This window comes from Zhihengliuella halotolerans (assembly GCF_004217565.1).
Classification (GTDB): Bacteria; Actinomycetota; Actinomycetes; order Actinomycetales; family Micrococcaceae; genus Zhihengliuella; species Zhihengliuella halotolerans.
Genome location: NZ_SHLA01000001.1, coordinates 526986 through 540036, shown reverse-complemented (window position 1 = coordinate 540036; position 13051 = coordinate 526986). Strand labels below are relative to the sequence as shown.

Below are 13051 nucleotides of genomic sequence, written 5' to 3'. Positions count from 1 at the left end.
CAGCTTCGGAGGTCACCAAGTCAACGGGACTTTCCCGCTCGCCCGGAAGCCGTCGTCGCACGCTCAGGTGCGACGCGGGGTCCTAATCGTTCTTGACCCGGCCGCCCGGCCTGGCCGACGAGTCCCCGGACTCCTTGAGCTTGGCGCGCAGCTCCTTCGGCAGCGAGAAGAGAATGTCCTCCTCGGCCGTGACGATCTCCTCCTGGTCGGCGTAGCCGTAGTCCGCCAGGAGCTTCAGGACGTCCTGGACGAGAATGTCCGGGACGGACGCGCCGGAGGTCACGCCGACGGTCGCGACGCCCTCGAACCAGGACTCGTCGACCTCGTTCGCGAAGTCGACGCGGTGGCCGGCCTTGGCACCGTATTCGAGGGCGACCTCGACGAGCCGCACGGAGTTCGACGAGTTCGCCGAGCCGACGACGATGACCAGATCGGCCTGCGGGGCGATCTTCTTGATCGCGGCCTGGCGGTTACTCGTGGCGTAGCAGATGTCGTCGCTGGGCGGGTCCTGCAGGTTCGGGAAACGCTCGCGCAGAATCTTGACCGTCTCCATGGTCTCGTCGACCGACAGGGTCGTCTGCGAGAGCCAGATCAGCTTGTCCGGGTCCTTGACCTGGACCGTGCGCGCCTCGGCGGGGTCGTTGACGATGGTCGTCGCCTCGGGCGCCTCACCGTACGTCCCCTCGACCTCCTCGTGACCCGTGTGCCCGATGAGCAGGATCTCGTTGCCGGCCTTCGCGAACCGGACGGCCTCCCGGTGCACCTTCGTCACCAGCGGGCACGTCGCATCGATCGTGCGCAGGTTGCGGTCGTCCGCGGACTGGACGACGGCGGGGCTCACGCCGTGCGCCGAGAAGACGACCAGCTCGCCCTCGGGCACCTCGTCCGTCTCCTCGACGAACACGGCCCCGCGCGCCTCGAGTTCGGAGACGACGTGGCGGTTGTGCACGATCTCCTTGCGCACGTAGACCGGGGCCCCGTAGTGCTCGAGCGCCTTCTCCACGGCGATCACGGCCCGGTCGACGCCGGCGCAGTAGCCGCGCGGCGCGGCGAGCAGCACGCGCTTGGGTCCCTCGACGGGGGCCGCCGCGGCCACTTCCTCCGGGGAACGGCGCCGGCGCGGAATCTGCGGCATGGGCACGGAAACGGGGACGGTGGTGCTGGTAGGCATACCCACCATGCTACGCGGTCGATTGTCCACACCTCTGCCGACCAGATCACGTTGTGGGGGTCGCAACTGGTAGGAATGAGTAACAACACCACTCGAGAGGATTCATGTGGAGCAGCCGCCAACCGCCGAGGAGCCCCGGTCCATGCCCGCCACGGCAGCGGAGACCACGCCGGAGAACCCCTGGCCGCTCAAACACTTCGCCCAGATCCTCAAAGCGCACGTCGAGCGCGCACCCGAGACCTGGATCGAAGGGCAGCTGCTGGAAGCGAACATTCGCAACGGCCACGCCTACCTGACGATGCGCGACGTCGACGTGGAGAACTCGCTCTCCGTCACCGTCTGGCGTTCGACACTCAGCCGTCTGGACGCGACACCGGAGGTCGGCTCGCGGGTCGTCGCCAAGGTCAAGCCGAACCTCTGGCTCAAGACCGGCCGGCTGTCGATGAACGCCTCTGACCTGCGCCCCGTCGGCCTGGGCGATCTGCTCGCCCGCCTCGAACGCCTCCGTCAGGCGCTCGGCGCGGAGGGTCTCTTCGACGCGGACCGTAAGCAGAAGCTGCCCCTGCTCCCGTCGCGCATCGGCCTGATCACGGGCCGCGATTCCGACGCCGAGAAAGACGTCGTCCGCAACGCCACGCTGCGCTGGCCCGGCGTCGTGTTCGAGATCCGCAACACCGCGGTCCAGGGCGTGAACGCCGTCGGCGAGGTCATGGCTGCCCTCGCCGAGCTGGACGCGGACCCCGAGGTGGACGTCATCGTCATCGCCCGCGGAGGCGGCGCGCTCGAGGACCTGCTGCCCTTCAGTTCCGAGGAGCTCGTCCGCGCGGTCTCGCAGACGACGACGCCGGTCGTCAGCGCGATCGGGCACGAGGCCGACCGTCCGATCCTCGACGACGTCGCCGACCTGCGTGCATCGACTCCGACCGACGCGGCCAAGCGGATCGTCCCGGACGTGGCGGAGGAGAAACAAGGCATCGCCCAGGCCCGCCTGCGCCTCAACCGTGCGATCGAGCACCTCCTCGACCGGGAGTCCGAACGCGTCGCCGCGCTGCGCACGCGTCCCGTGCTCGCCGCGCCGGAGTCGATGCTGGACTCCCGGCGCGAGGATTTGGACCGGCTCGTCGAGCGTTCGCTGTCGGCCACCCGCGCAGCTCTCAGCCGGGGCGAAGCGGAGATCAGGCACCTGCGCGCCCAGGTCCGCTCGCTCTCCCCGCAGCAGACCCTCGACCGCGGCTATGCGATCGTGCAGGTCCCGGACGGCTCCGGCCGCGACGCCCAGTCCGGCGACGTCGTCCGCGACGCCACCAGCGTGCCCGTCGGCGCCGACCTGCTCGTCCGCGTCGCCCACGGCAGCCTCGATGCGACGGTGACCGCGACCCACGGAAGCAACACCGACCCGCACGCCGAACAGACTCCCCCGACCCAGAACCAGCCCGGAAGGACATCATGACCGAAGCAGCGAACTCCCCCGCGACCCCACCCGACGTGGCCCAGCTCAGCTACGAGCAGGCGCGCGAGGAACTCATCACCGTGGTCTCCCAGCTCGAAGCCGGCGGCGCCAGCCTCGAGCAGTCACTTGCGCTCTGGGAGCGCGGCGAGGCGCTCGCGGCACGCTGCGAGTCCTGGCTCGAGGGGGCGCGTCAGCGCCTCGAATCGGCCCGGCAGCGAGTCGAGGGCGGCGCTCCGGAGTAGGACGCGCGCCCCGCCGGGACACCGGACGCTACTCCGCGCTGAGGCGCGCCTTCTGCTCAGCCACGTCGAAGGTCGCCGCCGGCCACTGCGGGTCGATGCCCTGCAGCGCCTCGATCAGCAGCTGCTGCACGGCGATCCGCGCGTACCACTTGCGGTCAGCGGGGACGATGAACCACGGTGCGTGGTCGGCGTCGGTCTCCTCGATCGCGATCTCGTAGGCGCGCTGGTAGTCATCCCACAGTTCGCGCTCGTCGATGTCAGCCGGATTGAACTTCCAGTGCTTCTCCGGGCGGTCGAGGCGCTCCATGAGCCGCTCGGCCTGCTCTCCCTTCGACACGTGCAGCATGATCTTGACGATCTTCACTCCGTCAGCCGCCAGCTGCTCCTCGAAGTCGCGGATGGCTCCGTAGCGCCGCTCGATCTCCTCCGGGTCGGAGAGTCCCCGCACGCGGTGGATGAGCACGTCCTCGTAGTGCGAGCGGTCGAAGACGCCGATCATCCCCTCGCCGGGGATCTCCTTCTCAACGCGCCAGAGGAAGTCGTGCTCGAGCTCCTCTGCGGTCGGCGCTTTGAACGCGTGGTGGTGCACGCCCTGCGGGTCGACGGCGCCGATCACGTGGCGGACGAGCCCACCCTTGCCGGCCGTGTCCATACCCTGGATGATCAGCAGCACGCGGCCGTCGCCCCCGTGGCGCGAGGCGGCGAGGAGCCGCTCCTGCAGGTCGCTCAGGACCGGATCCATCGCGGCCAGCGTCTCGACGCCGTCGATCTTCTTGCCGTCGTACCCCGCCTTGTCCCGCGAGTCGATTCCGGCGAGTTCGACCGGTCGGCGCGCGCGCAGCGCCGTCGTCGGGCTCTCGGAGAACGCGCGCGACTCGTGCGCCGGCCCGGCCACCTCGACGGCCTCATAGATGGCCGCCGCGTCCGCTGCCCGCTGCTTCGACTTCTTCGATGTCCCGCCCACGTCGCTGCTCCTCTCGGGGTACTTCTCCGCCCCGGGGGCCCGGCGCGGCTCTGACAATCAGGCCCGTTCGCGCAAGTCCTCGAGGAAATCGGCGATGCGGTAGATCGCGCTCTCCAGATCACGCACGGCCGGCAGGGTCACCAGGCGGAAGTGGTCCGGGGCGACCCAGTTGAACCCGGTCCCGTGCGTCACGAGCAGCTTCTGCTGCTTGAGCAGGTCGAGTGCAAACTTCTCGTCGTTCTTGATCGGGTACACGTCCGGGTCGAGTTTCGGGAACAGGTACATGGCACCCTTCGCCTGCTGCACGGAGACGCCCGGGATGTCGTTGAGGAGCTTGTAGGCGAGATTCCGCTGTTCAAGCAGCCGCCCGCCAGGCAGGATCAGGTCGTTGATCGACTGGTACCCGCCGAGCGCGGTCTGGATCGCGTTCTGGCCCGGCACGTTCGCACACAGGCGCATGTTGGTCAGGAGGTTGATGCCCTCGATGAAGTCCTGCGCCTGGTGCTTGGGCCCGGAGATCGCCATCCAGCCGGCGCGGAAGCCGCAGACTCGATACGCCTTCGACAGCCCCGAGAACGTCAGGGTCAGCACGTCGTCGGCGAGCGCCGCGGTGTTGTAGTGGACGGCGTCGTCGTACAGGATCTTCTCGTAGATCTCGTCGGAGAACACGATGAGGTTGTGTCGGCGGGCGAGGTCGAGGATCGACTCGATCACGTGTTTCGGATACACCGCGCCGGTGGGGTTGTTCGGATTGATCAGGACGATGCCCTTGGTGCGGTCCGTGATCTTGGAAGCCATGTCCTCCAGGTCGGGCATCCACCCCTCCTCCTCGACGGTGAGGTAGTGCACCGGGCGACCGCCGGCCAGCGAGACCGAAGCTGTCCACAGCGGGTAGTCCGGCGCGGGGATGAGGACTTCATCGCCGTTCTCGAGCAGGGCCGTGAGGCTGAGCGTGATCAGCTCTGAGACGCCGTTTCCGAGGTAGATGTCGTCGACGCTGATGGTGCGGATGCCGCGGGTCTGGTAGTACTGCGAGACGGCGGTACGGGCGGAGAGGATGCCGCGGGAGTCGGAGTAGCCCTGCGAGTTGGGCAGGTTCCGGATCATGTCGACGAGGATCTCGTCGGGCGCCTCGAAGCCGAACGGGGCGGGGTTGCCGATGTTCAGCTTCAGGATGCGGTGGCCTTCGGCCTCCATCCGCTGGGCGTGCTCGAGCACGGGGCCGCGGATGTCATAGAGGACGTCGCGGAGCTTCGAGGACTGCGTGTACCGCACTGATTCGTTGGAGGAGTCTTCCCTGGCTGACATGGACCCAGCTTGCCACAGCTAGTCGCCGAAGCCGTGCTCCGTTAACCATGTTGCGGCGGCGGCGGGTGCCGTGAGCGGGGCGTCGCCCATGAGCGAGAAATTCAGGTCGGCGAGGTCCTCGGCGCTCAGGTCCCGGCTCACCCGGTCCAGCACTTCGCGTGCCTCGTCGCCGACCGATTCGCCGTGCGCGATCGGTACGACCTGCTGAGCAGTGAAATGCTCGGCGGATCCCTGCACGATCACGAGCGAGTGTCCGGCGACGTTCGGATCGGTACTGACCATCTGCCCGACCTGCACGCGGTCGGTGATGACCGCGTCGAGCACGTCGGCGCCGGAGCTGAGCTGGTTGAGGGACTTCGGCTGGCAGTCGTACTCGTCGCCCAGAGCCGGCACGCCGTCCGCCCGCGTGAGCAGAGACTGCGGCCCGCCGAACGTGAGATCCTCACACACGTCGCCGAGGTCCTCGAGCGTCGTGACGCCGTGGGCGACGGATTCAGCCCGCGTCATCACGAGCACCGGCTGGCGCGCCGCCTCCGACGGTGCCAGGGCCACGAGCTCCTCGGGCAGCGCGTCGGCGAGCTCGTCGTAGACGTCGCCGGCCGCGCGCGCGGTCGTCTTGGCGTCGATGCGGAACAGCAGGTCGCCACCGAACTCCGGGACGACGTCGACCCCGCCGCTGCGCAGCGCGTCCTCGTACTGCCCCCAGTCGCCGATGTCTGGATCGACCTCGGCGGCGATCCCGGAGCGGTTCAGCGCCCCTGCGTACAGCTCGGCCACGATCCGCGCCTCGCGCGTCGGCTCGGGCGCGCCGATCACGAGCGGCTCGGGCGAGGCCGCGCTGGCCGAGGACGTTGCGCCCGCCGTCGGGTCGCCCGTGCCGCCGGCCGTCGCGCACGCGGTCAGGGCCAGCAGCACGACGGCGGCACTCGCCGCGGCGCGCAGGGTCGCCGCGCGGCGCGGCGTCGCCGGGGTGGAAACAGAGGGGGCGTCGTCGCGGCCGGCGGCCGGGATTCTCGGGTTCATGCGCTCCAGTCGGGTTTGTGTACTCGCAGCATTTCGAGGGCCTGGTCGACGCGGCCGACCCGGTTCAGGCCCTCGACCTCGGCGAGGGGGAACCAGCCGGCGCGCGAGGTACTTCCGCCGACCTCAAAGCGTAGCCGACCGCCCGTCACGCGCGCCGAGTAGAGCACGGCGACGGTCTGCAGGGGCCGGCCTTCGCCGTGCAGCCGGCGGCCGGCGGGGACGTGCCCGGAGTCGACTCCGAGCAGTCCGGTGAGCTCGACCTGGTACCCGGTCTCCTCTTCGACCTCGCGGACGGCGCCGTCCTCGATGGATTCGCCGAGCTCGACTCCTCCGCCGGGCAGCGTCCAGCGGGGGTCGTGGTCAGGGTTGGTGGCCCGCGCGTCCCAGAGGGCCAGCAAGATCCGGTCGTCATCGACGATCACGCAATAGGCCGCGAGGCGGGTGTCGAAGTCGCGGGAGCGTCTGGTCATGCGTCCCAGCCTATCGCTGGTCACCGTCGCGGAGGCATCCGCTCGGCGTCTTCGCAGCTAAGCACGGGGGCCGCGGCGACGCAGCCGGGCCCACGAGACGCCGGCCAGTACGAGGCAACCGGCGAGGGTCGTGGCGGCGAAGAGCACGAACGTGGCGTCCAGTCCCACCTGGTTGGCGACGAGGCCCAGACCGAGGACGGGGATCGCGCTGCCCGCGTAGGTCACGACGTAGATGAGACTGATGACCTGCGCGTGCTGGGCCGCCTCGATCGCGGCGGCGGCGTCGTTGAACGCGCCGCGGAAGGCCAGGCCCTGCGCGGTGCCCGCCAGGAGGCTGCCGGCGATCACGAGCGGCAGCGAGGCGACGTGGCCGCCGAGGACCAGCACGGCGACGCCCAGGCCCATGCCGACGAGGGCAGGGGCGATGGTCGCCGGGGTCGCGCGGCCGAGCAGCTGGCTCACGGCCGAAGCCGCGAGCGTCAGCGAGGCGATGACGCCGAGCAGCACGCGCGACTCGATGCCGAACACGTCGGCGTAGTAGCCGGGTGCGAGCGAGAGCACCATCCCGAAGACGGCGAAGCTGAGCAGGCCGGTCAGGGCGGCGATCCAGAACTGGCTCTTCGCGTCGGCCGCGAGGCGCAGCCGGCGCGGGCGCAGTGCGCGGCGGGCGTCCCCGGGGGCCGGGGCGAGGGCCGGGCGGGCGCGAAGCAGCCAGAGCGGGACGAGCACGGCGAGCATCGCCGCCCCGTGCACGAGGAACGGCGTCACGGTGGGGTTCGGCAGCTGGCTGAGCACCCCGCCGATGACGGGGCCGGCGGCCACGCCGCCGGCGTTGAGCAGGAGGGTGAAGCGCCCGGCCCAGTCCTGGTGCCGCGGGAGCAGCTCGCGCAGGGCGGCGCTGCTTGCGCCCGTCGCGGCCGCGACGGCGGCCCCCTGGAGGACGCGGCCGAGCACGAGCATCCAGAGCGAGGGGGCGAAGGCGAAGACCAACCCGCCGGCGAGCCCGACCACGACCGCGATCACGAGCGCGGCCCGGCGGCCGATGTGATCGGACCAGTGTCCGTAGCAGACCAGGCCGGCGATGAGCGCGAGCACGTAGGCGCTGAACGCGACGGTCACGCCGAAGGGGCCGAGCTCGAGCTTGTCTTGGAGCAGCGGGTAGAGGGGCGTGGCGATGTTGACGCCGATGAAGAGCAGGGCCATGACCGCGCCGGTCAGCCCGACGCGCGTCTTCAGAGAGGCGTCCCAGCCCCCGCGGAGCGAAAGGTCGTCGGATGCGCGCATCCGCAGCTCGCCGATGACCGTCATGCCCACTCCCTTTCGCCCGCGTTGACCACTACCCACTTATGATGCGATCCCATTGACGTTTCTGCTGCATGACGGATGCCAGAATTGCGCGTAAAGTTCAAAATGAACGTCGAATGTGAGACGAAATGGAGCATCATGCCAAACCGCCACGGCGTGCTGGACGCCGCCGACCTGCAACTGCTGCTCGGCCTCATGGATCAGCCGCGCGCGCAGATCAACGAACTCGCCGATTCACTCGGCGTCGCCCGCAACACGGTCCAGGCCCGGATGCGCCGGCTGATGCGCTCCGGCGTGCTGCGCGACGGCGGCCGCGACGTCGACCTCGCGGCGATCGGCTACGACGTGCTCGCCTTCGTCACGATCGAGGTCGACCACCGCGAGCTGGACACCGTCGTCGCGTCCCTCGGCCGCAGCGACCACGTGCTCGAGGTGTTCGAGACCTCCGGCCGCGGCGACGTCTGGTGCCGCATCGCCGCCCGCGACACGCACAACCTGCAGCAGGTCCTGCGCTCGATCCTCAAGCTGCGCGGCGTCATCCGCACCGAGACCTCCTTGGCCCTGAGTGAACACATCCCCTTCCGCGCGGGCCCCTTGGTGCGGCGCACGGTCGCCGATGCGTAAGCTCGGAGGATGACCCGCACCGCGTGTGCCCCTCGACGACCGCGAAAGGAGAGATCGTGTCCGCGCTCACCGACCGCCTGAACCACATCCTCCACAGCGTCCCGGAGCACCCGCTCGGCACCCCGGACTCCGCGGCCGGCTGCCTCGACCTCGCGTACGAGCGCGCCTACGCCGAGGACCATTCCGGTGCCATCCGCGCGATCACCGCCGGACTCGAACTCCCGGACGCGGACCTGATCACGCGCCTGTCCCTCTGGGGTGCCATGGCGTCGATCCGCCACCTCAGCGGGGACGACGACGGCGCCCGCCGCGCCGCAGACGCCCGCCTCTCGCTGCTGCGGTCGGTGGGCTGGGACCACCAGGCGGACATGGAGGCCGACCTCGGCTCGCTGCTCTTCCGCGAGGCGACGGAATCGGAGATGCCGCTGCTCGAGGCCGCGGTGCTCACGCACGGCGACGCGGGCGCGCCGGACCACGTGCTCGCGGACATCAAGCTGGCCCTCGCCGTCGCCCTGCACGGCGCGGGCAACGCCTCGGCTCTGGAGGCGCTCGAATGGTGCGCGGACGTCTACCACGCGGCCGGGAGGCCGGAGTCCGAGGGCGGCGCCCTGCTCTACCTCGCCCACGCCCGCGCGACGGCCGGGGAGGCCGACGTCGCAATCGCAGTGGCGGACCGCCTCCTCGAACTCGACCTGAACCGGGCGATGAAGGCCGCCGTCTGGATGGTCAAGGCGACCGCCAACGGGGATCGCGGCCACCACATCGAGGCCGAGGGCTGCGCCCTGGAGGCGCTCGACCTCTACTCGGGGGCCGGCGTGCGCAAGGGCGCGGTCTCGGCCGCGGCCGCCGTCGCCCAGCTCGCCGGCCAGTCGGCGGACCACGACGCCGCCATCCTGGCCTGGAAGATCGCCGTCGAGCAGGCTGAGCGCGGCGAGTTCGAGGAGACGTGGGCGATCCGGCTGGCCCTCGCGCACCAGCTGCTCGACGCCGAGGAATTCCTGCTCGCCGAGGAGGTCCTGCGGGCCCTCGTCGACCGGCTCGGCGCATTCGGCCGGGTCACGGAGCGCGCGCGGGCGCTCGTCTCGCTCGGACACAGCCTGCGCCACCAGGAGCGGTTCGACGAGGCGCTGGGCATGTGGCGCGAAGCAGTGCGCACCTTCGAGGAGGCCGGGCTCAACGGCGAGGCGGTCCGCACGCTGCTGGCCCTCGCGACGCTCGTCGCCCACGAGGGCGCACCAGCGGAGGCCCGCGCCCTCTACCAGCGGGCCGTGGACCTGGCCAGGGACGCCGATTCGGACCCCTCGGCGCTGCCGACCGCCCTGCACGCGCTTGGACACTCGATGTGCGAGGGCAAGGACGCCGACGGCCTGAACGCCCTCGACGAGGCCATCCGGCTCGCCGACGAGCACGGGGCCGACTGGCACTCCGCCGACTTCCGCGACACCCACGCCCGGTGCGCCTGGATGCTCGGCGACGGCCGCCGCGCCGTGGCCGAGGCCCTCGACGCCGCGGACCGCTTCCGATCGGTCTCGGACCCGGACGCTGCGGGAAACGCCGAGCTCTTCGCCGCGCACGTGCTGACCGAGTCCCAGCGCCTCGACGAGGCCGCCGCGCTGTACCGGCTGATCAGCTCCGACCACGCTGAAAGCGTCGCCCACGTCAACGCCGCCCAGCGCGGCCTGGCCGACGTCCTCGACGCCCAGGGCCTCACGCTGCAGGCGAACGAGGCGCGCGAGGCCGCCCAGAAGGTCGTGGACGACGCGCTCGACGACGCCGAGGCCACCGCCTACACCGTCCTCGCCGCCGACGAAGCGGCAGCCGCGGCCGGGGAGGACACTCCCGGCGACGATGAGGACGAGGCCCGCGGGCCGCACTCCGCCGGCGAGCACCCTCGCGACGCCGAGGGTCCCGAAGAACCCCGCGAACCATGATCTCCGGCTGGGTCGATCGGCTGCGCGGGGTTTCGGTCCGCACCCGCATCATGGTCGCGCTCATCGCCCTCTCCGGCTTGACGCTGGCCATCGCCGGAACAGCCAACTACCTCGTCCAGCTCGGCGACCTCCACGCCCAGATCGACGATTCGCTGCGCCGCGAAGTGCGCGAGTTCCGCGCGCTCGCGGAGACGGGGCTCAACCCCGAGACCGGCGAAGCGTTCACCTCTGCCGCTGAACTGACCTACCTCGCCATCCAGCGCTCGTCGCTCGAGGAGAACGAGGGTGTCCTCGTCCTCGAGGACGGCGCCGTGCGCTGGAGCGCCCCCGCACCGGTCCCGGTGCGCCTCGAGACGGACACCGAGCTGGTCCGTCAGCTGCTCGCACGTCCCGAAAGCGGCCGGGTCGAGCTGACCACGCTGCGCACGCCGACGGCGTCGTACCGGACGGCGCTGGTGCCCGTCCAGCTGGCCGACGACCGCACGCCGGCACGCATGGTCCTGGCCTTCGACCTCAATCAGGAACTCAACGAGCTCCACCGCAACATCGGAATCTGGGCGGCGGCCGGGACGATCGCGCTGATCATCAGCGCCGCCATCTCCTTCGGACTGCTCAAGACGCTGCTTCGCCCCCTTCGCGCGCTGCGGCGCACGGCCGCCGCCATCGGTGCGGACGACCTCGACGAGCGGCTGACGATCGACGGCAACGACGACCTCGCGGACCTGTCCGAAACGTTCAACAGCATGCTCGACCGGTTGCAAGACGCCCTCGCATCGCAGCGCCAACTGCTCCGGGACGTCGGGCACGAACTGCGCACCCCGGTCGCGATCCTGCAGGGCCACCTGGAGCTGCAGGATGCCGAGGACCCCGACGACGTCCGGCAGACGCAGGCGCTCGCGCTCGACGAACTCGCGCGGATGACGATGCTCATCGACGACCTCTCGACCCTGGCGTCGGCGGACCGGAACGACTTCGTCCAGCCGAAGCCGACCGACGTCGGCGTACTCATGCTCGACGTCCTGGACAAGGCCTCCGCCCTCGGCGACCGGCAGTGGAGCCTCGCGGGCGCCGACACCGTCAAGGCCTCGATCGACCCGCATCGCGTCACGCAGGCGCTGCTGCAGCTGTGCCAGAATGCCGTGAAGTTCTCGGCCCCCGGATCCGCAATCGTCATCGGGTCCGACGCGACGACGGAGCCGGCGGCTGATGGGACGCGCCATCGCACGTTGCGGCTCTGGGTGCGGGACGCCGGAATCGGCATCGACGAGGAGGACATCGCGGCGATCTTCGACCGCTTCTCCCGGGGGCGGAACGGCAGCCGCGCCGAGGGCTCCGGCCTCGGCCTGACGATCGTCCGGGCCATCTGCGAGGGCCACGGCGGACGAATCAGCGTTGCTTCGACCCGGAATACCGGATCGGTCTTTACGCTGGAACTACCCATCTGACAAGGAGCGACTCGTGAGCCAGATTCTGATCATCGAAGACGAACCCCGCATCAGCGCCTTCGTCTCGAAGGGGCTGCGCTCGGCGGGTTTCCAACCGACGGTGGCCGCGAGCGGTTCCGAGGGCCTCAGCCTGGCGATGACCGGGGACTTCGAGCTCATCCTGCTCGACGTCGGCCTCCCGGACATCGACGGGTTCGACGTCCTGCGGCAGATCCGGGACGGGCTCAACGACGTCCCCGTCATCATGCTGACCGCGCGCACGGGCCTCGACGACACGCTGGCCGGCCTCAACGGCGGGGCCGACGACTACCTCGCCAAGCCGTTCCGGTTCGAGGAGCTCATCGCCCGGATCCGGCTCCGACTGCGCCCTGCGGCCAACGGGGCGAGCGTCGCCGCCGACCCGGACGACGTGCTGGACCACGGCGGGTTCCGGTTGGACCTGCGCGCCCGCCAGGCGGAGGTCGACGGCCGGAGCATCGATCTTTCGGCGCGGGAGTTCGCCCTCGCCGAGGCGTTCCTGCGCAACGCGGGCCAGGTCCTCAGCCGCGAGCAACTGCTCTCGCGGGTCTGGGGCTACGACTTCGACCCCGGATCGAACGTCGTGGACGTCTACGTGCGGTACCTGCGCAATAAGCTCGGCTCGTCCCGCATCGAGACGATCAGAGGAGCCGGATACCGGCTCGTCTAATCGTCGTCATCATCATCGTCGTCGTCGTCATCATCGTCATCATCGTCATCATCGTCATCATCGTCATCGTCGTCGTCCGGGGCCTCCGGCGTGGCCGGCCGGACCGGGCCCGGCTGCTCGGACTCCTGTGTGGCTGGGGCCCGCGTCGTCGTGTCTCTTGGCGGCGGTGGAGGGCTGGTCGTGACCTCAGGCTCCGCGCCCCCTTCCGACACCGGCGCGTCCTTGTCCGAGGAGCCGGCCTCGGATTCCTGAACCGGCTCTCCCGTCCCGGACGCGGACGACGACTCCGTGCCACTCGGCGTCCCGCCGGCGGTGGCGACGTCGATGACGCCCGGCCCGAGGTCGTCGTCAGCGCCGATCATCTCGCTGGCCACGACGGCGCCGCCGCCGAGGATGATAAGGCTCATGGCGCCCGCCATGGCCCAGGCTT

The 13051-nt window shown here is 70.4% G+C and carries 13 protein-coding genes; 6 read left to right on the top strand and 7 right to left on the bottom strand.

What is annotated here, in order from left to right; translation table 11 throughout:
* Positions 1–82: 82 nt before the first annotated feature.
* Positions 83–1171, bottom strand: a complete 1089-nt coding sequence (locus tag EV380_RS02330) for a 4-hydroxy-3-methylbut-2-enyl diphosphate reductase (protein ID WP_102157382.1) — start codon at positions 1169–1171, stop codon at positions 83–85.
* A gap of 142 nt (positions 1172–1313) precedes the next feature.
* Here EV380_RS02330 and xseA point away from each other — a divergent pair, with 142 nt between their 5' ends.
* Positions 1314–2621 carry an exodeoxyribonuclease VII large subunit gene (gene xseA / locus EV380_RS02325; protein WP_130449055.1) on the top strand — a complete coding sequence of 436 codons (1308 nt, stop codon included), beginning with the start codon at positions 1314–1316 and terminating at the stop codon, positions 2619–2621.
* The gene (locus EV380_RS02320; RefSeq protein ID WP_130449053.1) at positions 2618–2863 is read left to right on the top strand and encodes an exodeoxyribonuclease VII small subunit; all 246 of its coding nucleotides are present in this window, start codon (positions 2618–2620) and stop codon (positions 2861–2863) included. The genes xseA and EV380_RS02320 overlap by 4 nt, the downstream gene beginning before the upstream one ends.
* A gap of 28 nt (positions 2864–2891) precedes the next feature.
* On the opposite strand, the gene EV380_RS02315 is transcribed toward EV380_RS02320, so the two are convergent.
* The 5 genes from EV380_RS02315 to EV380_RS02295 all read right to left on the bottom strand — a co-directional run bounded on the left by EV380_RS02315 (position 2892) and on the right by EV380_RS02295 (position 7936).
* Positions 2892–3704, bottom strand: a complete 813-nt coding sequence (locus EV380_RS02315; RefSeq protein WP_130452059.1) for a PPK2 family polyphosphate kinase — start codon at positions 3702–3704, stop codon at positions 2892–2894.
* A 180-nt stretch (positions 3705–3884) separates the two neighbouring features.
* Complete coding sequence (locus EV380_RS02310; RefSeq protein ID WP_102157379.1) at positions 3885–5135, bottom strand: pyridoxal phosphate-dependent aminotransferase; 1251 nt, start codon at positions 5133–5135, stop codon at positions 3885–3887.
* Positions 5136–5153: 18 nt separating this feature from the next.
* A complete protein-coding gene (locus EV380_RS02305) occupies positions 5154–6158 on the bottom strand; it encodes a glycine betaine ABC transporter substrate-binding protein (protein ID WP_130449051.1) in 1005 nt (334 codons plus the stop codon).
* Positions 6155–6628, bottom strand: coding sequence for an NUDIX hydrolase (locus EV380_RS02300; protein WP_102161083.1), 474 nt, complete (start codon positions 6626–6628; stop codon positions 6155–6157). The genes EV380_RS02305 and EV380_RS02300 overlap by 4 nt, the downstream gene beginning before the upstream one ends.
* Positions 6629–6685: 57 nt before the next feature.
* Positions 6686–7936 (bottom strand): MFS transporter, encoded by a 1251-nt coding sequence (locus tag EV380_RS02295; RefSeq protein WP_130449049.1) that lies wholly within the window; start codon positions 7934–7936, stop codon positions 6686–6688.
* A 135-nt stretch (positions 7937–8071) separates the two neighbouring features.
* On the opposite strand from EV380_RS02295, the gene EV380_RS02290 reads away from it, so the two are divergent.
* The 4 genes from EV380_RS02290 to EV380_RS02275 are packed head-to-tail and all read left to right on the top strand — an operon-like array spanning position 8072 to position 12621.
* Positions 8072–8557, top strand: a complete 486-nt coding sequence (locus EV380_RS02290) for an Lrp/AsnC family transcriptional regulator (RefSeq protein WP_102161088.1) — start codon at positions 8072–8074, stop codon at positions 8555–8557.
* A 56-nt stretch (positions 8558–8613) separates the two neighbouring features.
* Positions 8614–10488, top strand: a complete 1875-nt coding sequence (locus tag EV380_RS02285) for a tetratricopeptide repeat protein (protein ID WP_130449047.1) — start codon at positions 8614–8616, stop codon at positions 10486–10488.
* Entirely contained in the window at positions 10485–11933 is a 1449-nt protein-coding gene (locus EV380_RS02280) for a sensor histidine kinase (protein ID WP_130449045.1), read from the top strand. Before EV380_RS02285 ends, EV380_RS02280 begins: the two co-directional genes overlap by 4 nt.
* 13 nt (positions 11934–11946) lie before the next feature.
* The gene (locus EV380_RS02275) at positions 11947–12621 is read left to right on the top strand and encodes a response regulator transcription factor (RefSeq protein WP_102161075.1); all 675 of its coding nucleotides are present in this window, start codon (positions 11947–11949) and stop codon (positions 12619–12621) included.
* Here the strand turns inward: EV380_RS02275 and EV380_RS02270 are convergent.
* Positions 12618–13028 (bottom strand): hypothetical protein, encoded by a 411-nt coding sequence (locus tag EV380_RS02270; RefSeq protein ID WP_130449043.1) that lies wholly within the window; start codon positions 13026–13028, stop codon positions 12618–12620. The genes EV380_RS02275 and EV380_RS02270 overlap by 4 nt on opposite strands.
* Positions 13029–13051: the final 23 nt, after the last annotated feature.

What these genes read in the sequence shown, in the direction of transcription:
- EV380_RS02305 (WP_130449051.1), bottom strand. Translation starts at nt 6,158, where the DNA reads ATGAACCCGAGAATCCCGGCCGCCGGCCGCGACGACGCCCCCTCTGTT.
- EV380_RS02290 (WP_102161088.1), top strand. Translation starts at nt 8,072, where the DNA reads ATGCCAAACCGCCACGGCGTGCTGGACGCCGCCGACCTGCAACTGCTG.
- EV380_RS02300 (WP_102161083.1), bottom strand. Translation starts at nt 6,628, where the DNA reads ATGACCAGACGCTCCCGCGACTTCGACACCCGCCTCGCGGCCTATTGC.
- EV380_RS02320 (WP_130449053.1), top strand. Translation starts at nt 2,618, where the DNA reads ATGACCGAAGCAGCGAACTCCCCCGCGACCCCACCCGACGTGGCCCAG.
- EV380_RS02310 (WP_102157379.1), bottom strand. Translation starts at nt 5,135, where the DNA reads ATGTCAGCCAGGGAAGACTCCTCCAACGAATCAGTGCGGTACACGCAG.
- EV380_RS02270 (WP_130449043.1), bottom strand. Translation starts at nt 13,028, where the DNA reads ATGAGCCTTATCATCCTCGGCGGCGGCGCCGTCGTGGCCAGCGAGATG.
- EV380_RS02280 (WP_130449045.1), top strand. Translation starts at nt 10,485, where the DNA reads ATGATCTCCGGCTGGGTCGATCGGCTGCGCGGGGTTTCGGTCCGCACC.
- xseA (WP_130449055.1), top strand. Translation starts at nt 1,314, where the DNA reads ATGCCCGCCACGGCAGCGGAGACCACGCCGGAGAACCCCTGGCCGCTC.
- EV380_RS02330 (WP_102157382.1), bottom strand. Translation starts at nt 1,171, where the DNA reads ATGCCTACCAGCACCACCGTCCCCGTTTCCGTGCCCATGCCGCAGATT.
- EV380_RS02295 (WP_130449049.1), bottom strand. Translation starts at nt 7,936, where the DNA reads ATGACGGTCATCGGCGAGCTGCGGATGCGCGCATCCGACGACCTTTCG.